This is a genomic window from Paenibacillus sp. A14 (genome assembly GCF_036864815.1).
Lineage (GTDB): Bacteria > Bacillota > Bacilli > Paenibacillales > Paenibacillaceae > Fontibacillus > Fontibacillus sanfengchensis.
In genome coordinates, this window is sequence record NZ_JBAGJD010000014.1 from 52,451 (window position 1) to 75,553 (window position 23,103).

General features: G+C 54.3%; 20 protein-coding genes and 2 rRNA genes. 1 reads left to right on the forward strand and 21 read right to left on the reverse strand.

Annotated features, from left to right (window positions below; translation table 11 throughout):
- Position 1 precedes the first annotated feature (1 nt).
- The 8 genes from rlmB to V4U88_RS23990 all read right to left on the reverse strand — a co-directional run bounded on the left by rlmB (position 2) and on the right by V4U88_RS23990 (position 8,532).
- On the reverse strand, positions 2-754 hold the full coding sequence (gene rlmB, locus V4U88_RS23955; RefSeq protein ID WP_334075722.1) for a 23S rRNA (guanosine(2251)-2'-O)-methyltransferase RlmB: 753 nt from the start codon (positions 752-754) through the stop codon (positions 2-4).
- A gap of 34 nt (positions 755-788) precedes the next feature.
- Positions 789-1,313, reverse strand: a complete 525-nt coding sequence (locus V4U88_RS23960; RefSeq protein ID WP_334075723.1) for a Mini-ribonuclease 3 — start codon at positions 1,311-1,313, stop codon at positions 789-791.
- Complete coding sequence (cysS, locus tag V4U88_RS23965) at positions 1,298-2,707, reverse strand: cysteine--tRNA ligase (protein WP_334075724.1); 1,410 nt, start codon at positions 2,705-2,707, stop codon at positions 1,298-1,300. Before cysS ends, V4U88_RS23960 begins: the two co-directional genes overlap by 16 nt.
- 102 nt (positions 2,708-2,809) lie before the next feature.
- The gene (cysE, locus tag V4U88_RS23970) at positions 2,810-3,574 is read right to left on the reverse strand and encodes a serine O-acetyltransferase (protein ID WP_334075725.1); all 765 of its coding nucleotides are present in this window, start codon (positions 3,572-3,574) and stop codon (positions 2,810-2,812) included.
- 1,063 nt (positions 3,575-4,637) lie between these two features.
- Positions 4,638-6,104, reverse strand: coding sequence for a glutamate--tRNA ligase (gene gltX, locus V4U88_RS23975; RefSeq protein WP_334075726.1), 1,467 nt, complete (start codon positions 6,102-6,104; stop codon positions 4,638-4,640).
- A 55-nt stretch (positions 6,105-6,159) separates the two neighbouring features.
- Positions 6,160-6,648 carry a 2-C-methyl-D-erythritol 2,4-cyclodiphosphate synthase gene (gene ispF / locus V4U88_RS23980; protein WP_334075727.1) on the reverse strand — a complete coding sequence of 163 codons (489 nt, stop codon included), beginning with the start codon at positions 6,646-6,648 and terminating at the stop codon, positions 6,160-6,162.
- The gene (ispD, locus tag V4U88_RS23985) at positions 6,645-7,364 is read right to left on the reverse strand and encodes a 2-C-methyl-D-erythritol 4-phosphate cytidylyltransferase (RefSeq protein ID WP_334075728.1); all 720 of its coding nucleotides are present in this window, start codon (positions 7,362-7,364) and stop codon (positions 6,645-6,647) included. Before ispD ends, ispF begins: the two co-directional genes overlap by 4 nt.
- A gap of 79 nt (positions 7,365-7,443) precedes the next feature.
- The gene (locus V4U88_RS23990) at positions 7,444-8,532 is read right to left on the reverse strand and encodes a PIN/TRAM domain-containing protein (protein ID WP_334075729.1); all 1,089 of its coding nucleotides are present in this window, start codon (positions 8,530-8,532) and stop codon (positions 7,444-7,446) included.
- 205 nt (positions 8,533-8,737) lie between these two features.
- Between V4U88_RS23990 and V4U88_RS23995 the strand changes: the two genes are divergently transcribed.
- The gene (locus V4U88_RS23995; protein ID WP_334075730.1) at positions 8,738-9,133 is read left to right on the forward strand and encodes a DUF1573 domain-containing protein; all 396 of its coding nucleotides are present in this window, start codon (positions 8,738-8,740) and stop codon (positions 9,131-9,133) included.
- 81 nt (positions 9,134-9,214) lie between these two features.
- On the opposite strand, the gene pssA is transcribed toward V4U88_RS23995, so the two are convergent.
- The 13 genes from pssA to V4U88_RS24060 form a co-directional block, all read right to left on the reverse strand.
- Positions 9,215-9,946, reverse strand: coding sequence for a CDP-diacylglycerol--serine O-phosphatidyltransferase (gene pssA / locus V4U88_RS24000; protein WP_334075731.1), 732 nt, complete (start codon positions 9,944-9,946; stop codon positions 9,215-9,217).
- Between the two features lie 54 nt (positions 9,947-10,000).
- Complete coding sequence (gene disA / locus V4U88_RS24005; protein ID WP_334075741.1) at positions 10,001-11,077, reverse strand: DNA integrity scanning diadenylate cyclase DisA; 1,077 nt, start codon at positions 11,075-11,077, stop codon at positions 10,001-10,003.
- 13 nt (positions 11,078-11,090) lie between these two features.
- The gene (radA, locus tag V4U88_RS24010) at positions 11,091-12,458 is read right to left on the reverse strand and encodes a DNA repair protein RadA (RefSeq protein WP_148458005.1); all 1,368 of its coding nucleotides are present in this window, start codon (positions 12,456-12,458) and stop codon (positions 11,091-11,093) included.
- Positions 12,459-12,695: 237 nt separating this feature from the next.
- Positions 12,696-13,925 (reverse strand): DHHW family protein, encoded by a 1,230-nt coding sequence (locus tag V4U88_RS24015; RefSeq protein ID WP_334075732.1) that lies wholly within the window; start codon positions 13,923-13,925, stop codon positions 12,696-12,698.
- 14 nt (positions 13,926-13,939) lie between these two features.
- Entirely contained in the window at positions 13,940-15,349 is a 1,410-nt protein-coding gene (locus V4U88_RS24020; protein ID WP_334075733.1) for an MBOAT family O-acyltransferase, read from the reverse strand.
- Positions 15,350-15,572: 223 nt separating this feature from the next.
- Positions 15,573-16,802: a sensor histidine kinase gene (locus V4U88_RS24025; protein WP_334075734.1), complete on the reverse strand. Its 1,230-nt coding sequence runs from the start codon at positions 16,800-16,802 to the stop codon at positions 15,573-15,575.
- A gap of 25 nt (positions 16,803-16,827) precedes the next feature.
- Positions 16,828-17,526: a response regulator transcription factor gene (locus V4U88_RS24030; RefSeq protein WP_334075735.1), complete on the reverse strand. Its 699-nt coding sequence runs from the start codon at positions 17,524-17,526 to the stop codon at positions 16,828-16,830.
- A gap of 118 nt (positions 17,527-17,644) precedes the next feature.
- Complete coding sequence (clpC, locus tag V4U88_RS24035; protein WP_334075736.1) at positions 17,645-20,095, reverse strand: ATP-dependent protease ATP-binding subunit ClpC; 2,451 nt, start codon at positions 20,093-20,095, stop codon at positions 17,645-17,647.
- 35 nt (positions 20,096-20,130) lie between these two features.
- Complete coding sequence (locus tag V4U88_RS24040; RefSeq protein WP_334075737.1) at positions 20,131-21,189, reverse strand: protein arginine kinase; 1,059 nt, start codon at positions 21,187-21,189, stop codon at positions 20,131-20,133.
- A 12-nt stretch (positions 21,190-21,201) separates the two neighbouring features.
- The gene (locus V4U88_RS24045) at positions 21,202-21,726 is read right to left on the reverse strand and encodes a UvrB/UvrC motif-containing protein (RefSeq protein ID WP_334075738.1); all 525 of its coding nucleotides are present in this window, start codon (positions 21,724-21,726) and stop codon (positions 21,202-21,204) included.
- A gap of 65 nt (positions 21,727-21,791) precedes the next feature.
- Positions 21,792-22,250, reverse strand: coding sequence for a CtsR family transcriptional regulator (locus V4U88_RS24050; protein WP_334075739.1), 459 nt, complete (start codon positions 22,248-22,250; stop codon positions 21,792-21,794).
- A gap of 498 nt (positions 22,251-22,748) precedes the next feature.
- A 5S ribosomal RNA gene (rrf, locus tag V4U88_RS24055) occupies positions 22,749-22,865 on the reverse strand.
- 114 nt (positions 22,866-22,979) lie between these two features.
- Positions 22,980-23,103, reverse strand: a 23S ribosomal RNA gene (locus V4U88_RS24060); the annotation flags it as partial.

A 23,103-nucleotide genomic window follows, 5' to 3' on the forward strand; every position in this document is an offset into this window, starting at 1 on the left:
TCTATCCCTGTGCCCGGCGTCTGCGCAGCACTTCATACATCACAACGCCCGCGGCGACCGAGGCGTTCAGGGAATTCAGCCTTCCGTTCATCGGAAGTTTCAGCAGCACGTCGCAATTTTCGCGAACCAACCGGCCCATCCCCTGGTTTTCGTTTCCGATGACCACCGCCACCGAACCGGTCAAAATATCGCCGCCGCCATAGATCTCATCCTTGGCCGCGACATCGGTACCCACGATCCAAACCCCGGCCTCTTTCAGCTGTTCCATCGTCTGCACCAGATTGGTCACCCGGGCCACCGGGACGTATTCGACGGCCCCGGCGGATGTTTTGGAGACGGTAGCCGTCACGGCCGCCGAACGCCGCTTGGGAATGATCACACCGTGTACCCCGGTACATTCCGCTGTCCGCAAAATCGAGCCCAAGTTATGCGGGTCCTCGATTTCGTCCAGAATCAGCAAAAACGGCGGTTCCCCTTGCTCGACGGCTCTCGACAGAAGTTCCTCCACTTCGACATAGGCATAAGGGGCCGCCTGGGCCACCACGCCCTGATGCTGCATGCCCGGCGCCATTTGATCGAGCTTCCGCTTGTCCACAAACTGGACGACGATGCCGCGGTTCTTGGCTTCGGCCAGAATCGGCTGGGTCAAATGCTTCTGTGCGCCTTCAGCCACCCAAATTTTGTTGATTGTTCGCCCGGCCTTCAGCGCTTCAAGCAGCGAATGCTTGCCGGCGATCCATTCCTGGTCCTCCATACGTATCCTCCTGTAAAAAAATATATGTTAACGTTCAAGCCTGGTCCTGTTCATGCTTGGCAAAGCCCTGGGCAAGCAAATCCCGCATGCGGTCATGCGCCCCCGTATAGTACAGATACCCGATCAGGCATTCCAACGCGGTCGCATGACGGTAGTCCTGCACGTTCGCGTTTTTGGGAACGGTGCCGGATTTGGCGTTGCGGCCCTGCCGGACAACGTCCTTTTCCCCCTCGGTCAGCTGCGGCTCCAGCAGGGCCAGCAGCTTGGCCTGGGCCTTGGCGGAGACGTACTTGGTCGACTGCCCGTGCAGGTGGTGAGGCCGGAGATTCGGCCGGGCCATCACATGCTGGCGGACGGCGACCTCGTAGACGGCGTCGCCGATATAGGCCAGCGCGAGCGGCGGCAGCAGCCGGGCCGGCCTGGCCGGCGGCTCCGGGAACCAGAGCGCCGCGGGCTCGGGCGCCGGCGGCACGGCCGGGCTCGGCGCGCCCGGGACGGCAGCGGCGGGCAGCTCCGGGCCGCCGCCGGTTGTTCCCGGGCCCGTCATTTGCGCCGCCATCTCATGCCCTGCGGCGTATCCTCGAGCAGGATGCCCTGCTCCTGCAGCAGATCGCGGATTTCGTCGGCCCGGGCCCAATTCTTGCTCTTGCGCGCTTCCGCCCGCTCCGCGATCAGCGCTTCGATATCCTCGTCGAGCAGCTCCCGCTCCGCTTCCGCGGCGATTCGCAGCACGCCGTTCATCTCCGCGAACAGTTTATGCGCCGCCTCCAGGTCGGCGCGTGACACCTCTTGGCGCTGCAGCAGGCCGTTGACCTCGCTTACCCATTCGAACACCGCCGTAATCGCGTCCGGCGTGTTGAAATCGTCCTGCATCCTGGCGTGGAAAGCCAGCCAGATTTCGCGCAGCTTCCGCTCCCATTCCGGAGTGACCTCACCGCCATCCGGCGCATCCGCGGATTCCTCCAACCTGTAGCGCAAGTTGCTCGCGGCGTTCGCGATCCGCTCTACCCCTCGTTCGGCCTGGAGCATCGCTTCCTCCGAAAAATTCAACTGGTTCCGGTAATGGGTCGACAGCATGAAGTAGCGGATGGCTACACTGTTGTAACGCTGGAGAAGGTCCTTGACCAGGATGCCGTTGCCGAGCGACTTCGACATTTTTTCCCCGCCGATGTTAACATACCCGTTATGCATCCAATAGCTGGCCAGAGGCTTGCCGGTCAACGACTCGGATTGGGCCACCTCGCACTCATGGTGCGGGAATTGCAAATCCTGTCCGCCGCCGTGGATATCCATCGTTTCGCCAAGATGGTGGCGCGCCATCGCCGAGCACTCGATATGCCAACCCGGCCGGCCTTTGCCCCAAGGGCTGTCCCAATGGATTTCCCCCGGTTTCGCGGCTTTCCAGAGCACGAAGTCCTCCGGATTTTCTTTGCGTTCGTCCACCTCGATGCGGATGCCGAACTGCAGTTCCTCGATATTTTGACCCGAGAGCTTGCCGTAGCCCGCGAATTTTTTGGTGCGGAAAAAGACGTCCCCGCCGCTCTCATAAGCATATCCTTTGCTTTCCAGCTCGCGGATAAACGCGATGATGAGCTCCATGTTCTCCGTCACCCGGGGGTTGGCCGTCGCTTTGGGGATGCCCAGCCCCTCCAGGTCTTTATAATAGGCGTCGATAAACATCGAAGCGACCTCGGGTACAGTCATCTTCATCTCTTCGGCTTTGCGAATCAGCTTATCATCCACGTCCGTAAAATTGACAACGTAGTTGACCTCATAGTTTTGATTTTCCAAATAGTTACGAACGACGTCGAAAAAAATCACCGGCCGCGCATTCCCGATATGGATATACCCGTATACGGTCGGCCCGCACACATAAATGGAAGCCTTTCCTGGCTCCCGCGGGACAAAATTCTCCTTCATTCGCGTCAGCGTGTTATAGATTTGCAGCGCCATAGCAATGTTCCTTTCCGCTAAAAAGTTCTATTATTATTGTACCCTTGATTCCCTGCCGTCATGGTCGTTCTTTCGGGAAACGTTATGCGTGAATCTATTTTGTCATTTTTTCTCCAGCACTTCCGGCCGGGTCTTGTTCCCCTGTTGAGGATGTTCCCCTTGTTGATCTTGCTTTATCTGCCGCTCGTTCAGCTCAGGCTGCTCAGATCGCTCATGTCGCTCCTGCTGTTCTTGCCGCTCTCCCCTCAAGCGCTCCACTTCACTTTGCAGCCGCTCAATCTCCTGCTGAAGCGAGCGCAGCGCATCGACAACCGGATCCGGCAGCTGGTGGCTGAGGCGATCCAGACGTTTGCCGCCCTGACGGACCACTTTTCCCGGGATGCCGACTACTGTGCTTCCGGAGGGAACTTCTTTCAAAACAACCGAATTTGCCCCGATGTTGCTTTGATCCCCCACCGTGAAAGAGCCCAAAATCTTCGCTCCGGACCCGATAACAACGTTGTTGCCGATGGTCGGATGGCGTTTGCCCTTCTCTTTGCCGCTCCCGCCCAATGTAACGCCTTGATAGATCACCACATCATCGCCGATTTCACAGGTCTCCCCGATCACCACACCCATCCCGTGGTCGATGAACAGCCGGTTCCCGATCCGGGCGCCCGGGTGGATTTCGATTCCGGTGAAAAAACGGCTGACCTGGGAGACAATGCGGGCCAGCGTAAACCACCGCCTGCGGTAAAAGGCATGGGCAATCCGGTGGCTCCAGATGGCGTGCAGGCCGGAGTAAGTGAACACGACTTCAAACCAGCTTCTGGCCGCGGGATCGTTTTCGAAAACCGCCTGGATATCGGATTTCATTCTTTTAAACATAAGCGTTCCCCCTCTTTCTGCTTACGTCTCTCACGGTAAGTTGGATTAAGAAACCGCCTAATCCGCCAAAGCTACTGCGAACATCCGTCGTTCGGTGAGCTTGGAGCTCTGATCGAGCTTGGCACATTTAACATCCAGCAGGCGCAGCGGACATCGCTCCAGCTCACCCATGCCGATCACCCGTCCGCCTTATCAAGTTACTCCAACTAACTAATCGCCTCACTCCTGCTTACTCCCCGCCATTGGAGATTTCCGCGCAACTGTGGCACGAGTGCATAAAACATTAACGGGAAAACCTCCCGTTAATTCGGCTCTTTTCGCCTTCTGGGGTCAATTTAGCGGGAATTTCTCCCGCTAATTTCAACAATATGGGGAGATCGAGCCTCTGCCGCGGAAATTAGCGTGAGGTTTTCCTGCTAATTGATAGCCGCAGGCGATACGGCCTAGTTTAGCTGGAGGTTTTCCTGTTAATTTTCGGACGCGGCCACTCGCTCAAATTTAGCTTGAGGCTTCCTCGTTAAAGTTCCGTTTCCGGGCGATCGAGCATTGGCTGCGGTATTTCTCCGCCGCACGCCGCACTATGAAAAAAAGCGCCCCTGCAGCTTTCGCTGCAGAGACGCCGATTAATGTGCGTGGTTCCACTCTGCTTCGGATAGACGGTTGGGCCGGGGGCCTCCTGCTTGGATCGAGCTGCTTGAAATATGCCGCGGATCCGCCTGCATCGGCCTGGATTCGCCGACAACACGCCGACATCCGTCCGCGATCTGCCGATCTGCCCGGCATGGCCGAGCGCAGCTTCCCGATTCTATCCCTCATCGCGTCCTTAACGCGGACAATACGGCAGCTTCTACCCGCACCAAATGGTTAGGCGCGCTCGACGCTGCGGCTCCCGGGTGCATTTCCGCCGCGCGTATTGGGATAACTCTCAGCCTCCGCCGCGCTTAAAACGCGGCTTTCGGTTACCCTCTCTGGTCAATACGTACGCGATGCGTACTTCTCCCGATCCTTGCCGTTGCCTATATCTTACCTGATTGTCTGCAAAACTGACAATAAAGATTTCATGTTAAGCGCCACGGATTTGCGACTTCAGCCGGTCGATCACACGGTCGCGGCCTAGCAAATAGATCGTCTGATTCAAATCGCGGCCATGCGTTTGGCCGGTCAATGCCACACGGATCGGCATAAAGAGCCCTTTGCCTTTGGCGCCGGTTTCTTTCTGCACTTCTTTGATCCAAACGGCGATCTGCTCCGGCTTAAACTCGGCGGAGGAGGAAGCCTCCACCTTGCCCAGGAAAGCGCTCATGACTCCCGGCACCTGCGGCTCCGCCAGTACGGCGGCCGCCTCCGCATCCACCTCCAGATGGGTGCGGAAGAAGAGGTCCGACAGCTCTACGATGTCCGAAGCCGCCGTCATCTGCTCCTGATACAGCACGACGAGCGCCTTCGCCCAGGTTTCCTGCTCCGGCGTCAATTCCGCCGGCAAGCGGGACGCCGCCTGCAGGTGCGGAATGGCCAGGGCGGCCACCCGGTCCGGATCGGCGTTTTTGATGTAATGGTTGTTCAAGTGGGCCAACTTGTGCTTGTCAAAAACGGCCGGACTGCGCGATAGCCGGTTCGCGTCAAAGATCGAAATCAGCTCTTCCCGGGAGAAAATTTCTTCTTCCCCTTCCGGCGACCAGCCCAGCAGAGCGATAAAATTAAACAACGCTTCCGGTAAATAACCCAGCTTGTCGTACTGCTCGATGAACTGAATCACCGATTCGTCGCGTTTGCTCAATTTCTTGTGGTTCTCCCCGACAATCAGGGTCATGTGGCCGAACCGCGGCGGTTCCCAGCCGAAGGCCTCGTAAATCATCAACTGGCGCGGGGTGTTCGAGACATGGTCTTCCCCCCGAAGCACATGTGTGATTTTCATCAGATGGTCATCGAGCGCTACCGCGAAGTTATAGGTCGGGATGCCGTCTTTTTTGACGATGACGAAGTCGCCGCTGATGTCCGATTCGAAGGTGATCGGTCCTTTGACCAAATCATCGAACGTGTAAGTGCGGCCCTCCGGCACGCGGAAACGGATGCTCGGCACCCGGCCCTCCGCCTCGAAAGCGGCGCATTGCTCCGGCGTCAAATCCCGGTGCTTCCCGGAATAACGCGGCGTTTCGCCGCGGGCGATCTGCTCCTCGCGCTCTTGCTCCAGCTCTTCTTCCGTGCAATAACAACGGTAAGCCAGACCGCGGTCGAGCAAATCCTGCCAGTACTTGCGGTAAATATCCAGGCGTTCGGTCTGGCGGTAAGGTCCGTACTCCCCGCCAACGTCCACGCTCTCATCCCAGTCGATGCCAAGCCATTTCAAATAGGTGAGCTGGCTCTCTTCCCCGCCGGCGATATTCCGCTTCACGTCCGTATCCTCGATGCGTATAATAAATTTGCCCCCATGATGTCTGGCAAACAAGTAATTAAACAACGCCGTTCTGGCGTTGCCGATATGTAAATGCCCCGTAGGACTCGGCGCATAACGCACTCGAACCTCTGTCACTGTAATCCCCTCCCGATTTTATCCTTCTTCCGGCATCAGAGATACCCTTACAATCCTATGATGATAGCACATCGGAGACCAAGCATACAATACATTGTGCCGCAATCCCCTCACCGCGGCCGGTAAATCCGAGATGCTCGGTGGTCGTCGCTTTCACATTGACCTTCCCCGCATCCACCCCCAGCGCCTCGGCGATTATTTCAACCATCCGCGGAATGTGCGGCGCCATTTTGGGCGCCTGCGCGATGATGGTCGCGTCGAGATTGCCGAGGCGGTAACCGCGCTCGGCGGCCATGTCCCAAACGTGCCGCAGCAGCACGAGGCTGTCGGCATCTTTAAACGCCGGATCCGTATCCGGGAAGTGCCGGCCGATATCGCCCAGCGCGAGCGCCCCCAAAATGGCGTCGCTCACGGCATGCAGCAGCACGTCGGCGTCCGAATGGCCGAGCAGCCCTTTTTCGTATGGGATGGTGACGCCGCCGATGATGCAAGGCCTTCCCTCCACCAGCTGATGCACATCAAATCCTTGTCCAACCGCGATCATGATTTATCCTCTCCCCTGAATTCCTTCTGTTTGATGAAAATTTCCGCCACGTCCAGATCTTCCGGCGTGGTGATCTTGATATTGCTGTAGCTGCCCTCCACCACGAACACGGGGAAGCCGAGCCGTTCGATCAACATCGCATCGTCCGTCCCGATAAATCCGTCGGCTTCGGCGCTCTCGTGCGCCCGCAGCAGGTCCGACCGCCGGAACGCCTGGGGCGTCTGTACGGCCCACAAGCTTTTACGATCCGGCGTGCCCGTCACCTGTCCCCGCGCGTCCACCTGCTTGATCGTATCCTTTACCGGTACGGCCAAGATCGCCGCCCCGTGCCGGACGGCTGCCTCATAGCAGGAGGTCACCTGCCCGCTCGTGACAAAAGGGCGGACGCCGTCATGCACCAGTACCCAGGGCGTGCCGATTTCCCGCAATCCCCGGTATACCGAATGCTGACGTTCCGCCCCACCCGATATGACTTTTACATGCTTCGTTATGCCGTACTCGGCGATCCAGGCCCGGCAGCGTTCCACATCCTGCTCCCCGGTCACCAGCACCATTTCGCGAATCAACGGATGGCGGTCAAAGACCTCCAGCGTATGGACGATGATCGGCTTGTCCCGAAGCGAGAGAAACTGCTTGCTCTCTTTCGTTCCCATGCGCGTACCCCGGCCCGCCGCCACGATAATCACCCCGGCGTCCGGGATGGTAGTTGTCTCCATATGTCCTGCCTCGCCCTGATAGAATATAGAGGAGCCAAAACCAACTCTTTGTCCCCCATGTATTCCCATCATACCGAATTTACTGGGCTTTTTCCAACAGTTTCGGTTTGGCGAAGATCATGCGGCCCGCGGAAGTCTGCAGCACGCTCGTGACGAGCACTTCGGTGACGCTGCCGATAAAATCGCGGCCCCCCTCGACGACGATCATCGTCCCGTCATCCAGATAAGCGACGCCTTGGCCGTGTTCCTTCCCGTCCTTGATCACCTGAACCATAATTTCCTCGCCCGGCAGGACCACCGGCTTGACGGCATTGGCCAGATCATTGATGTTCAGCACGGAAACCCCTTGAAGCTCACACACCTTGTTCAAGTTAAAGTCGTTGGTGACGACTTTCCCCTGCAGCACTTTGGCCAGCTTGACCAGTTTGCTGTCGACCTCGGAAATCTCCTCGAAGTCCCCTTCATAAATCAGAACCTTGACGTCGAGCTCTTTCTGAATTTTGTTCAGAATGTCCAATCCCCGCCGCCCGCGGTTCCGCTTCAGCAAATCGGAGGAATCGGCGATATGCTGCAGCTCCTCAAGCACGAATTCCGGAATCACGACCGTCCCCTCAATAAATCCGGTCTTGCAAATGTCGGCGATTCGGCCGTCGATGATGACGCTCGTATCCAGAATTTTATGCTCTTCCACCCACCGTTCTTCCTCCTGGCCGCCGGCCGCCCATTTTCCCGAAACCCACATGGAAGAAAGCTCTTCTTTTTTCTCGAGAGCAACATATAACCCGATATAGCCAAGCAGGGTGGAAACCGCAATCCGGGCAAAGCTTTCCAAAGAGCCGAGCCAGGACAAAACGGGATAGACCATTAAAGAAAGAAGAAGTCCTGCAGTCAGTCCGGCCGCCCCGGCCGCCATGTCCTTCATAGGGATTTGGGTTAAGGACGCAATCCATTTCCGCACTCTGGCGGAAACGGCGTCCGCGGCAAGCGAGAACGCGAGCAGAAACAGACCCGCCCCCGCAGCGGCCAGCAGCAGTGAACCCGCGAGCGGACTCATTCCGTCAACCCAGCTCCGCAGCGGTTCGGGAAATGCGCCTGACGCCCCTTTCGTCGTGTAGCCGAACCACGCGCCGCAAAGTCCCGCCACGATCAATAACCATTTTTTTAGCATAACGCTCTTCACCTCCTGATAGATATCCTCTTTATCCAGTATGATCCAATTTTTGGCGACATAATCGGGGGAGCGGCAACTTTTTTTCTCTTTGGAAATCCCATCCAAACCCGGGGAGAAGCCGTGTGGTGCGGCATTTCTGGTTGATCGCGGGGAAAAGGTGGCATATAATGAATTCAATTCATAATATTGAGGTGGATGGAAAATGAGCGCACCAAGCCTTCAATCTTTTCAAGACCAAGTTTCTGAACTGTTGCTCCGTCACCGCAGTTTGCTGGATGTCATGTCAAAAGTGGGACAAACCAACGCCGCAGCCGTCCGCTCCGTAACCAAGGCCATCACGGAATGCGGCTGCATTGAACTTCACGCCACCAAACAGGAATTCGAACCGGGTTTAAGCCTCGAAGAGGCCAAAGAACGAATCGGCCAGCACGTCCAGGGGGAATTGTGCGAAAACTGCCGGGATATCATCAGCAACGAACTTGGACGCAGCTTATTTTATACGTCCGCTCTCTGCAATTTGCTGGGAATTCAGCTTGAGGAAGTCCTGGAGAAAGAGTCGCAGAAGTGCTCCACGCTGGGATTATTCAATATGTCTTGATTGAAGCTTCTATGACCTCAACAAAAAAAGGCACTGCTATTCCGTTGAATGGAATGCAGTGCTCTTTATTTTCCTTCGCGATTACCTTTTGGGCCGGAGCAGCTTTTCGGAGTCGTCCTCGTCCCGCCGTTTCCGTCGCATCAGTCGCTCGAAATTCTGCTTCAATCCGTATCCCGCATAGATCACCAACGGCACAAAAATCAGCTTGGAGGTTTCATCCGGAAAAAGCACCGCGATCACGACCGCAAGCACGACGACAAAAGGCGTGGCGATCACGGCTTTCTTCGGAAGGCCGAGCTTCTTGAAATTCGGATATCTGACCGAACTGACCATCAGATAGGATAAAAGCAGCATGGATATAATGAAGTAGGGCGCAGTAATATCCTTATGGAACAAAGACAGCGTCGCGACAACCCCTCCGGCGGCCGGAATCGGCAAACCGATGAAGTAGCCGGGGATCCCTTTTTGTACGTTGAATCGGGCCAGCCTCAGCGCTCCGCACATCGGAAATATCGCGGTGACGGCCCAAGCCAATCCCGTCTGCGGCAAGCTGTGGAAGGAAATAACATACATGATAAGTGCGGGCGCAATGCCGAAAGAAATGATATCCGATAAAGAGTCCAACTGCTTGCCGAATTCGCTCTGACAATTCAGCGCTCTGGCGACCCGGCCATCCAGTCCGTCAAGCAGCATGGCGACAATGACCATGATCGCAGCCAAGCTGTATCTACCGTCGAGAGCAAGCATCATGGCCAACATTCCGAGAAACAGGTTACCCAAGGTAAACAGGTTCGGAATTGATTTTGTGATCATTTTTTCACCTCAAATAGATATTCCTGTAACATACATCCATTGATTGTAGGAGAATTAAATTTGCCTGTCAATGAATACCTGTTCCTGGAGCCGCTTCAACCCTTCCTTGATCGCACGGGCACGCACCTCGCCGATACCGTCGACTTCGTCCAGTTCCTCGATCGTAGCCGTGAGGATGTTCGGCAGTTCGCCGAATCGCTCCACCAGGTTGTGAATGATGACATTGGGAAGGCGAGGAATCTTGTTCAGTACCCGGTACCCCCGAGGAGAGATCAGTTCTTCCGAGGTGGCCGCCGAAGAAGGATAGCCGAGCAACCGGGTAATATGGTTATCGTCCAGCAGCTCATCATCGGTGGAACGTTTCAGCCCGAGGATGATTTCACGGATCGCTTCATCGCTGTCATCCTTCGCGTAATCCTTGTAGAGCAGCCAGGCCTCTTCTTCCATGTTGCTGACCAGTTCTTCCATCTGCATGCTGATCAGTCGACCTTCGGTCCCCAGCTCGTTAATAAACCGTTTGATTTCCATCTTGATGCGGATGACCATTTCCACCCGCTGAATGACGTTGATGACTTCAGGTATTGTAACCAGTTCTTCGAACTCTGACGCTGTCAAATTGGTCAGGGTTTGATTGAGAACCGATCTATATTTCTCCAGCGTTTGAATCGCCTGATTCGCTTTCGTCAGAATGACGCCGATTTCTTTGAGGGCGTATCTTAGTCCGCCCTGATACAGGGTGATGATATTCCGGCGTTGGGAAATGGAAACGACGAGCTTGCCGGTCTGCTTCGCAACCCGCTCGGCCGTCCGGTGGCGAATGCCGGTCTCCGAGGAAGAGATGGAGGAATCCGGAATCAGTTGGGTATTGGCGTACAAAATCCGCTTCAAATCCTCGCTCAGGATAATCGCACCGTCCATTTTGGCAAGTTCATACAGATAGTTCGGCGAGAAATCGCAGTTGATGGAAAATCCGCCCTCAACGACCTCCATCACTTCCGGGCTGTAACCGACAACGATCAGACCGCCCGTCTTGGCTCGAAGCACGTTCTCTAACCCGTCGCGAAAAGCGGTACCGGGCGCAACGAGCCTAAGCAATTCATTCATTTTTTCCGCTTGGGTTGATTCTTTCATCATTTAGTGCCCCCTAATCTAACGCAACCGCTAGCGCATCTGCAACGGTATTCACACCGATTAATTGAATTTCCTTGGGTCCCTTCCAACCCTTCATGCTCTTCTCCGGAAGGATGACCCGTTTGAAGCCGAGTTTGGCCGCTTCCTTCACCCGCTGCTCCGCCCGGGATACCGCCCGGACTTCACCGGTCAGCCCCACCTCGCCGAAAAAGACATCGAACGGCTTGGTCGGCAAGTCGCGGAAACTCGAAGCGATGCTGACGGCAATTGCCAAATCCACGGCCGGTTCATCGAGCTTGACACCTCCGGCCAAATTTACATAGGCATCCTGGTTTTGCAGGAACATGCCCATCCGTTTCTCCAATACCGCGATAATCAGATTCATCCGGTGATGATCCACCCCGGTCGCCATTCTTCGCGGGGAAGGGAATTGAGTCGAAGCGATCAAAGCCTGGAGTTCCACCAGCATCGGCCGGGTTCCTTCCATCGAAGCCACAACCGTAGATCCCGCCACGCCCAATGGACGTTCGGACAGGAACAATTCCGACGGGTTCGCCACCTCATCCAGTCCCGCTTCCTTCATTTCGAAGATACCGATTTCATTGGTTGATCCGAACCGGTTCTTCACCGCGCGCAATAAGCGGTATGAGTGATGCCGCTCTCCTTCGAAATACAGTACGGAATCCACCATGTGCTCCAGCATGCGCGGACCGGCGATCGCCCCTTCTTTGGTAACATGGCCAACCAGTACTGTAGCGATCCCCTGTCCTTTCGAGATTCGCATAAAGCGGGCGGTACACTCCCGCACCTGCGAAACACTGCCCGGCGCGCTCGTCACCTCCGGCAAATAAACCGTTTGAATCGAGTCGATGACCAGAAAATCGGGTTTCACCTGATCGATGGCCTCCTCGATCCCGTCCATGCTGCTTTCGCAAAGCACGTAGAGCTCGGGGGACAACGCCCCGAGCCGTTCCGCTCGGAGCTTGGTCTGCCGGGTCGATTCCTCCCCGGAGATATACAGCACCCGAAGTCCCGCCTTCGCCATTTCATGGGACGTCTGCAGCAAAAGCGTGGATTTCCCGATACCGGGATCCCCACCCACCAAAATCAACGATCCGGGAACCACCCCGCCGCCCAGCACGCGGTTCAGCTCCGCGATTCCGGTCTGGATTCGCGGCTCCTGGCCGCTCTCTATATTTATGATCGGAAGCGGTTTTTCTTTCGTATGAAATAAACCCGATGTAAGGCCCTGGGTTTTTACCACTTTTTCCGTTTCCTCCACCATTGTGTTCCAAGACCCGCAGCCCGGGCATTTTCCATACCATTTCGGCGACTCGTAACCGCATTCGGTACAGAAAAACTTTGTTTTTACTTTAACCATTTATCTCTCCTTCTCCGCACTGCAAAATTTGACAAACCTTGCAGGCCGCGCCGCAGAGGCGATAATAAAAGTTTACCATTCTTTCAGGTGAACTGGAAGCATTTCCGGGGAGATCTGGAAAGGTTGTAAAGCGGAAAAAAGCAGCCCAAAGCACATGCTTTGCAAGCTGCCTTTACCTTATTACATCGGCGGAAACGTTGGATTTTTGTAGCAATGGGGTCGCCTTTGTTTGCAAATTCACATCTGTCTGTCGATTAATTCGGCAATCCCCTTGCTGCGGGCGACTGTCGAGTTGTTCAGGAACAGCACGTCGGTAATTTCATGCTCCTTCACAAACTCGGTCAGGCTTCCTGTATAAAAGCGGGGATCGATATAATAAATCGATTCAAAATGCGGGATCAGAAACGGAATCAAGGCGTTCCCATAGGAGTCTTTGATCACCGCGATTTTTCTCCCGTCATGCAGGTCCGTCTGTATCTCGCCCCAAGGAAAGTCCCCTCCCAAAAAGACCGCGTATCCGCCACTCGCTTCGGCGTAATCCGAGTCGACGACCTTCCCCCGGATTGCCTCTCCTTTAGTGGAATACCGGGTGTATGTGTAATTTTCGATGGGCTCATAATAATCGATCGTATCCGGATGCGCCTTAAGCTTGAAGCTTAACGTTGCCTTATAGGCGGTGCCCAAAAAGCCTTCTATCCTCCCATTTGAGTAGGAGCTGAGCGGTATGGCCGGTTCACCCAGCTCCTCCATCAGCTCGGCATACCCATAATAGGCGCCCAAGGCGGTCCAATGGTGATCGGTTCCGAAGTAAATCGCTTCCTCCTTGTGCCGGGCCAACGCCCCGTAAACATCTATCCGGCGGATCTGGGAATCCAGCGATTCATTAATATGTTCGAAAGCGGCCTTTTGCGAATCGGAAAGCTTGCTGTAGGTATCATGCCCGATAAATTCAGCCGAGGTGGGAGCCAGCATGGAGAACACGCGAATCTTCGGATCGACCGCCGCCTTAAAATTGTTCAGCGCCTGGGCGTACGCCTCGGCCGATGCTGCCGAATATTTGTACAGCGTAAAAGCCCGGTCCTTATAGATCAAATATTGAACTTCTTGTCCCGCGCCCGCGGCCGTCCGGTTTCCGTTAGCCGCTGCATCCAGCTTCTGGGCCGTGTTATCTCCGCCCTGCTGAATGATCGTTGCCTCATGATCGGGAAGCCCTTTATACTCCACAAGAAAAGCGCCAGCTTTGGCCATGGATGTGCGAAAGGCGAAATGATCCGAGAAATAATCATCAAACTCCCTCGTAAATTCTCCCGAAAAGAACTTTCCCCATAAAAAAGAGGGCCACTGCGTCAGAGTCCGCTGTTCCAACGAGGAAACGCTGCCGGAATGGGGATAGGCCAGGTTGAGAATTCCAAAGCCGAAGATCACCAGTAAAAAGAAAATTGTATTGAGTACATATCGTAATTTCATCCTGCTCCTCCTCGTCAAAACCGATAGTAGAGAAACGGGTTATAGGAACTGCCCACCAACAAAATCGTGGCGAGAATTAAGATCGCCGCATTAAGCGCCTGGCTCCCCACGACGGTCAGCCCCCTCCCGAGTCTCGGGGAAGATTGAGCGATCCATCGGATTCCCCGCACGACCAGCGGCGTCGAAAGCAGGACGGCTGCGAGAAACAGCAGCAAATTGTCATGCATATAGAATTCCAAATACGGGTTGGCGAATTCCCGGCGGTATAAACCGAACATCGTAAGAAGCGCTTTGATTCCCTCGGAAAGGTCGGTGAAATAGAACCACACCCAGCCGACCAATATCGCGATGACCGCGTAAAGATGAGCGATAAACGCAGGAACTTTAGCCATCCATCTCCCGAGAAATTGGCGCTCGAGATAAATCAGCATCCCGAAATAAAGTCCCCAAATGATGAAATTCCAGCTTGCCCCGTGCCAAATGCCGGTCAGAAACCATACGACAAACAGGTTGCGCAGATAGAATCTCTGGTTTCCTCCAAGCGGGATATACACATAATCGCGGAAAAATCCGCCCAAGGACATGTTCCAACGCCGCCAGAATTCCCCCGCGGACTTGGAGATGTAAGGATAATTGAAATTTTCCCGCAGGGTAAAACCGAACATTCTGCCCAAGCCGATGGCCATATCCGAATAACCCGAGAAATCAAAGTAAATCTGCAAGGCGAACAAGGTAATGCCAAACCACATCCCTAACACGGAAGAGGTTGCCGAGCTCGGATTCAGCAGCTGAGCAGCCGCCTCACCGAGCAGGTTGGCCAGCAGCACTTTTTTCCCCAGCCCCAACAGGAACCGCGAAATCCCTGCACTAAACCCCTCCAGGGTGACTTGCGGATGCTCGATCTGCCTTTCGATATCCGTATATCGGATAATCGGACCGGCCACCAGATGCGGAAAAAAAGAGACATAAAAGAGTACTTTCTTCGGCGACCGGGGAGCGCGGATCGTCCCTTTGTAGACGTCAGTCAGATAACAAATCAGCTCGAAGGTGAAGAAGGAGATGCCAATCGGCAGTTTCACTTCCGGAACCGGAAGGTTCACCGGCAGAAGCAGATTCAGATTCTCAATCAGAAAGCCGGCATATTTAAAAAAACCCAGCATGCCGATGTTCACGACAATGGAGGCGACAAACAGGGCTTTAGCCAGGTTAGTCCCCCTTGCCCGCTCGATGCCGAGCGCAAAAACGTACCCGAGCATCGAGGCCAGAAGGAGTAATATAACCCAAAGCGGCTCCCCCCATGCATAAAAAACATAGGAAAATACAATCAATACCCAAATGCGGTATCCCGAATTTTTGGAGATAAAATAAGCCGCGAGCAGCAGAGGCAGAAAGAGATACAGAAAGATCAAGCTTGAAAAAACCATGGCGATACGTAAACTCCCCTCTATCTTTAAACATCCGAGGAGAAGTATAAAAGATGAAACTTAACAATCTGTTCAGCAAAGCTTAACAAAAACTTACCATTTGCTTATCAATTTCAGACACAAGTTTTATGATCTTTTATCCCACTCCATAGATTACTTTTTATTCCACTCCACAGAATTAGATGAACGAGGGCCCCAAAATGTTAGAAAGCCCGATTACGGTTTATTCAGCCAGGGGAAAACGTGTCTCAAACACGGTGCATTGCGGGTTGCTTGCTACCGAGATTTGGCCTTGATGAACGTCAACGATGCTTTTGGCAATAGCAAGCCCAAGTCCCGTTCCTCCCGTCGACTTGGAACGGGAGCCCTCAACACGGTAGAAGCGGTCAAAAAGGAAGGGGAGGCTGCTTGAGGGAATCTCTTGGCCATAGTTGGTAAACTTCACGCTGGCCCACCCCTCCTCCGCGCCGACCTGGATATCGATATATTTTCCCTCGGTCCCGTATTGAATGGCGTTGTTCATCAAGTTTTCAAAAGCGCGAACCAGCAAATCCCCGTCAGCCAGAATAGGCACCTGCTTGCGACCCACCGTAACGCGGCAGACCATCCCCGTCTGTTCCAGACTGGGGACGAATTCTTCGGCAAGCTGGCAGAGGAAACCTACCAGGTCAAGCTCGGATAGCTGCAACGGCAGCCCGTTATGGATGCGGGTGTATTCAAACAGTTGGTCGATCAGCTTTTTGAGGTCCTGTGACTTTTCATAGGCAATGTTAACATAATAGCGCAATTCGGTCTCATCTTTGTAACGATCTTCTTCAATGGCTTTAAGAAAACCCAAAATCGAGGTAAGCGGTGTCCTGAGATCATGGGAAACGCCCGTAATCAGATCGTTCTTCGAGCGCTCCGCACGGCGTTCCTCCTCGATGGAGCGGCTGAGCCGGTCCGCCATACTGTTGATGCTTTCGGAGACTTTGGCCAGTTCCCCGGTCTGGGCGGGAATCTTCCGGTCCAGCCGCCCCTCCGCTATTTCCTCAAGCCCGCCGGTGATTTCCTGCAGCGACGAATGGAGTCCCTTCATCGCCCTATCCAGATTTTCCGCCATATTCCCCAATTCATCGGCGGTCCGCACCGGGATCCGCACATCAAGGCGGCCCAGGCCGACTTCCACCAACGCTTGGTCAAGCTCATTCAAATATCGGGTCGTTCCCCGCGTCAACAGCATATAAATCGTGACGAATACCGCCACACCCACGACCGCCATGGCCGGTACGGAGCCGATTTGTTGGATCACTTCCCGGACCGCCCAACGGAAAGGCGAGACGAACGGCGACTCCCGCAGTTCAAGGATGTAAGCCGCCAACTGGTGACACACAAATAGCATGGAAACCGTAAGCAACAAACTGCCCACGCCAAACAGCAAAAATTTCAAACGCAACGACATTAACCGCTTCATTTTCATATTCTGAACCTCTGCCTTTTCAATCGGCTTCCATCTTGTAACCGATACCCCATATCGTTTTTATGAAGCTGGGGTTCTGCGGATCCCGTTCGATTTTTTCGCGCAGTCTGCGGATGTGCACCATGACTGTATTTTTCGACTCCATATATTGTTCCTTCCAGACCTCCTCATAGATGCGGTCCATGCTCAGCACGATGCCGCGATTGACGGCCAACAGCTTAAGCACCTCAAATTCGCGCGGTGTCAACTTGATTTCCCGCTGATCCACGGTTACTTTGTGCATGGCGGTATTGATCACCAGATCGTCGATCACAATTTCGTCCTGGGCAGGGGGCCAGGCTTGTCTGGCAAACCGGTTGTAGCGCCGAAGCTGCGACTTGACCCGTGCGATCAGCTCCAACGGATTGAACGGCTTGGTAACATAATCGTCCGCCCCGATGCTGAGCCCGGCGATTTTATCCATGTCCTGACTCTTGGCGGACAACATAATGATCGGTGTATCGCGCGCTTCGCGAATGCGCATGCAGGCTTCAAGCCCGTCGAGCCTCGGCATCATCACATCCAGGATAATCAAATCCACATCGTGAGAATGCAGCAGCTCCAGTGCTTCCAAGCCGTCCGAAGCCGTTAATAGACGGTAACCTTCATTCCGCATGTAAATTTCCATGAGCTTGATAATTTCTTTCTCATCATCTACCAAAAGAATCGTTTCTCTCACTTGAAACAAGCCTCCTTGATTTCTACCTACTATTTCGTCAAAAAGGCCCTTCTTTCCTGTACGTTTTCGAAATCAAAAACGGACCTGCAGCGATTGCAGGTCCGTAAGGACATCACATTCATACGTTAGGCGTTTTCGAAAAAGTCCCGGTTTTCTCCACGGTCAGCGAGCCATCCAGCTCGTCAATCGTGAGCGAGTCGCCCTTCTTCACGTGACCGGTCAGCAGTTCCTCGGACAGACGGTCTTCGATATGCTTCTGGATCGCCCGGCGGAGCGGCCGCGCCCCGTAAGCCGGGTCGAACCCTTCCTTGGCCAGGAAGGCTTTGGCTTTGTCGGTCAGCACGAAGTCGACGTCATACTCCCGCAGCCGCTTGCGCAGCTCCTCGGACATGAGGGTGACGATTTGACCGATATGAGCTTCCTCGAGCGAGTGGAAAACGATGATTTCATCGATCCGATTGAGGAATTCCGGACGGAAGCTTTTCTTCAACTCTTCCATCACTTTGCCCTTCATGTTGTCGTAATCCGCTCCGGCGTCATCCACGGCGGTAAAGCCCAACCGCGTATTCCGCTTGATCGCTTCGGCCCCCACATTGGAGGTCAGAATGATCAGCGTATTGCGGAAGTCGACGACTCTGCCCTTGGAGTCGGTCAAACGGCCATCCTCCAGCACTTGCAGGAGAATGTTGAACACTTCCGGATGCGCCTTTTCAATTTCATCGAGAAGAACGACGGAGTACGGTTTGCGGCGTACTTTCTCGGTCAGTTGGCCGCCTTCCTCATAGCCAACGTATCCCGGAGGCGCGCCTACGAGACGGGCCGTGGAATGCTTCTCCATGTATTCCGACATGTCGATGCGGATCACGGCATTCTCGTCGCCGAACATCGATTCGGCGAGGGCCCGGGCCAACTCGGTTTTACCCACCCCGGTTGGGCCGAGGAAAATGAATGAGCCCATCGGGCGTTTCGGATCCTTCAGGCCGGCACGCGCCCGGCGGATCGCCCGGCTGACAGCCTTGACGGCTTCATCCTGGCCGATGACGCGTTCATGCAGAATCTGCTCCATATTCAGCAGGCGCTCGGTCTCTTCTTCCTTCAGCTTGCTGACCGGAATTCCCGTCCAGCTGGCCACGACCTGAGCGATATCCTCCGGCGTCACCTCGGAGTCCGTCCGGCCCTGCTTTTCTTTCCACTGATTCTTCGTGATATCCAACTCTTCGCGGATCTTTTGTTCCGTGTCGCGCAAGGCGGCGGCTTTTTCGAATTCCTGACTTTGCACCGCGGCGTCCTTCTCCTTGCGGATATCCTCCAAACGGTTCTCCAGCTGCTTCAAATTCGGCGGTACCGTGTAGGAGTTCAGCCTTACCTTGGAGCCCGCCTCATCGATCAGGTCGATCGCTTTATCCGGCAGGAAACGGTCCTGAATGTAACGGTCCGACAACTTCACTGCCTGCTCGATGGCTTCATCGGTAATCTTCACCCGGTGATGCGCTTCGTAACGGTCGCGCAGTCCGTGCAGGATTTGAATCGCTTCGTCCACCGACGGCTGGTCTACCGTAATCGGTTGGAACCGGCGTTCCAGAGCGGCATCCTTCTCGATGTACTTCCGGTATTCGTCCAGCGTCGTTGCCCCGATGCACTGCAGTTCACCGCGCGCCAACGCCGGCTTCAGAATGTTGGAGGCGTCGATTGCGCCTTCCGCGCCGCCGGCACCAATCAAGGTGTGCAACTCGTCGATGAAGAGGATGATATTTCCGGCCTGGCGGATTTCATCCATGATTTTTTTCAAGCGGTCTTCGAATTCACCGCGGTATTTCGTTCCGGCTACCACCGATCCCATATCCAGGGTCATTACCCGTTTATCGCGGAGCGTTTCCGGGATTTCGTTGTTGATGATCTTTTGGGCCAGCCCCTCGGCAATCGCGGTTTTCCCGACGCCCGGTTCCCCGATCAGCACCGGATTGTTCTTCGTCCGGCGGCTTAGCACCTGAATTACCCGTTCGATTTCCTTGCTGCGCCCAATCACCGGATCCAGATTGCCTTCCTTGGCAGAAGCCGTCAAGTCGCGGGCCAGGCTGTCCAAGGTCGGTGTATTTACATTGGCGGGCGTTCCATGGTGGCTTGAGACGGCTTCACTGCTGCCGAGCAGTTGAAGCACTTGCTGACGTGCCTTGTTCAGGCTGATGCCCAGGTTGTTCAGAACGCGGGCAGCCACACCTTCGCCCTCCCGGATCAAACCAAGCAAAATATGCTCGGTGCCGACATAGGTATGGCCCAATTTCCGGGCTTCATCCATCGAGAGTTCGATGACTTTTTTCGCCCGCGGCGTATATGCAATATTGGAAGGCTGCTCCTGACCGCGACCGATCAGCGTTTCCACTTCGTCCTGGATTTTCTCCAGACCCAACCCCAAGCCGATGAGCGCTTTGGCAGCAATGCCTTCGCCTTCCCGAATGAGTCCAAGCAAAATATGCTCCGTTCCGATATTGTTGTGCCCCAGTCTGACAGCTTCTTCCTGAGCCAAGGCCAGCACTTTTTGGGCACGTTCCGTAAATCTTCCAAACATCATGTCTTTTGCACCTCCATAAATTAAGTCCGCTTCAGTTATTTACCCACTTTTTCGCGAATCAGCTTGGCGCGGTACATATCCCGCTCCCCAGGCGACAGATTCTCGCCGAACATCTTTTGTAAAAAGCCGGGCTGGGTCATGACGTTAAGTTCATTGAGCACTTGGGGGGACACATTATCTATTAACCCGACATCCACACCAAGCCGAACATCCGATAGCCGCTGTGCCGCTTCCTTCGAATCCATTATGGACGCATGGGACAAAATCCCGTACGATCGCATCACCCTGTCGGTCATCCGCAGCCGGGATTCGGTAAGCAGCTTGTTGCGGGCGTTCTTCTCATGTTCGATAATTTGCATGACAACGCCGTACAAATTCTCAATAATTTCTGCCTCGCTTTGTCCTAGTGTAATCTGATTTGAGATTTGAAACAAGTTGCCCATCGCTTCACTGCCTTCACCGTAAATTCCCCGGACCGTCAATCCCACTTGCGACACGGCCGAGAGTATCCGGTTAATCTGCTGCGTCAGCACCAGGGCAGGCAGATGCATCATGACCGAAGCCCGAAGCCCCGTCCCCACATTCGTCGGACAGCTGGTCAAAAAGCCCCGGTTGGCGTCAAACGCATAATCGACATGATCTTCAAAAATATCGTCGATGGCCGTCGCTTTTTCCCAAGCTTCCTGGACTTGAAGGCCCGGATACAGACATTGAATCCGTAAATGGTCCTCTTCATTGACCATGATGCTTAAGCTTTCGTCCTCGCTGATGAAAGCGGCACCTTTCCGGGATTCCCCCGCCAGGTTCGGACTGATCAGATGCTTCTCCACCAAAATCTTCTTGTCGAGCTCCTCCAAATCCGCCAGAAGCACCGGATGCAGCTTGCCGTAGCTCTGCAAACGCTCATCGCTTAAAGCGTCCTGCAGCAGCCTAAGCACCTCTTCGGACTGCTGGTTGGTCGCCAGCATCGGGAAAGGATGATGAACCAGGTTGCGGGCAATGCGCACGCGGGTACTGATCACAATCTCCGATTCCTTGCCGCCCCGGCTCATCCATTCGCTTAAAGGTTGCTGTGTAAAACGAAGATCAGGCATTCTGCACTCCCCCTACTCTGCGGAAATTTGCTTCTCAATCTCGCGAATTTGATCCCGAAGCGCGGCTGCTTCTTCAAACTCTTCCTGCAAAATCCGGTACTGCAACTCGCGGCGGAGGTCATCGAGCTTCCGCTTGACCTGGAGATGGCCGCCGGCCCGTTTCGGCACTTTCCCTACATGGACCGTGTTGCCGTGTACTCTTTTGAACAAGGGATCCAAGCGGTCGTTAAAATATTTGTAGCAGGAACTGCAGCCAAAGCGTCCGATTTTGCTGAACTGGGAATACGTCAGACCGCATTCTTCACAACGGATACTCTCCTTCGGTTTCGCCGCTGCTGCCGGCCCGTGAATACCTGGCTGAAATTCCATTAATCCCGAGAGCAGATTATGGATCGAGAAGCCTCCGCTCGTGCCCGGGATCATCTCTCCCTTCTCCCGCGCACATGCCTCACAGATATGAAACTCCGTTTTCTCGCCGTTGACGATTTTTGTGAAATGTAATGTGGCAGGGCGTTTACCGCATTCTTGGCATTGCATAGTTGTCCCTCCTCCAACAATGGATTGCCTTGGTTTTATTGCATGCTGCCGTTAGCCGGGTAAAGTTAGCCAAGTAAAGAGATCAGCATTGCCTTCATAATTCTGGCGCGAATCTGGTCCCGGTAAGGCAGTTTCACCATCAGCACTTCCCTGGAAATCGCGGCCCTCATCAGCGCCGCTTCCCTGCTGCTTAAAAAACGGGCCTCTTCCAGTTGATAAATAAGTCCTTCCGCCGCCGTCTGGCCGATCTCTTCACTTATCATCTGGTGGAGGTACGTGTGCAGGCTGTTGGCACCCGGCAATTCGATCCGCCTGATGCGTACGTACCCGCCGCCGCCGCGTTTACTCTCCACCAAATATCCCTTTTCCACCGTAAACCGCGTACTGATTACATAGTTAATCTGTGACGGCACGCAGCTGAACTTATCGGCCAGATCATTGCGCTGAATTTCAATCGCCCCTTCCGGGCTTTCATGCAAGATACTTTTGAGATATTTTTCAATGATGTCGGAGATATTACGCATGACCCATCCTCCATTATTTAAAGCAGTTCTATCTGGTATGACTATCTGTATTGACTTTCTTGCATTGGATTGACTTTGACTTTCTTTGACTTTAATCTCATTATACCATAAATTATGCTTTTGCCAAGGGGGCACTCTTATCTTCAGTGTGAGCGCCCTGCGGTCAAAATATTCCTCCAGGCTTCCGAAGGTGCAAAAACAAAGGCGGTAACGAAAACGAGGCTTCTGGCTTTTTGATCCTGCCTGGAACACAAATTCCTGCAAATCTGCAGGAATTTATGGGAGTTAAGCCCCTCTGTGCGATATTCCTGCAAATCTGCAGGTTTTTTTTGTTGCTGGGGCTCCCCTCAAGAAAAAGGCCGAAAATTCCTGCACTTTTGCATCCTTTTCGCTCTTCGGGGCACAAACGTTCGGAAATACCTGCAGATTTGCATCAATTTGTATTAGAGCATACAAAAAGAGCACCACCGCTTCATACGGTAGTGCTCTTTCTTAGTTGCTTGGCAACGTCCTACTCTCCCAGGACCCTTCGGTCCAAGTACCATCGGCGCTGGAGGGCTTAACGGTCGTGTTCGGGATGGGTACGCGTGGAACCCCTCCGCCATCGCCACCAAACGTGTTCAGATGTTTGATCACCTGAAAACTGGATACGAAACGTGCTTTGCGTTTTAGTCTCCTCAAGTGCTCAGATCGGCTTGTTCAGCCTGACGCCACTTTTTGGAGTTGTTTTTGGATAAGCCCTCGACCGATTAGTACCTGTCAGCTCCATGCATTGCTGCACTTCCACCCCAGGCCTATCAACCTCGTCGTCTTCAAGGGGTCTTACTAATTGGGAAATCTCATCTTGAGGGGG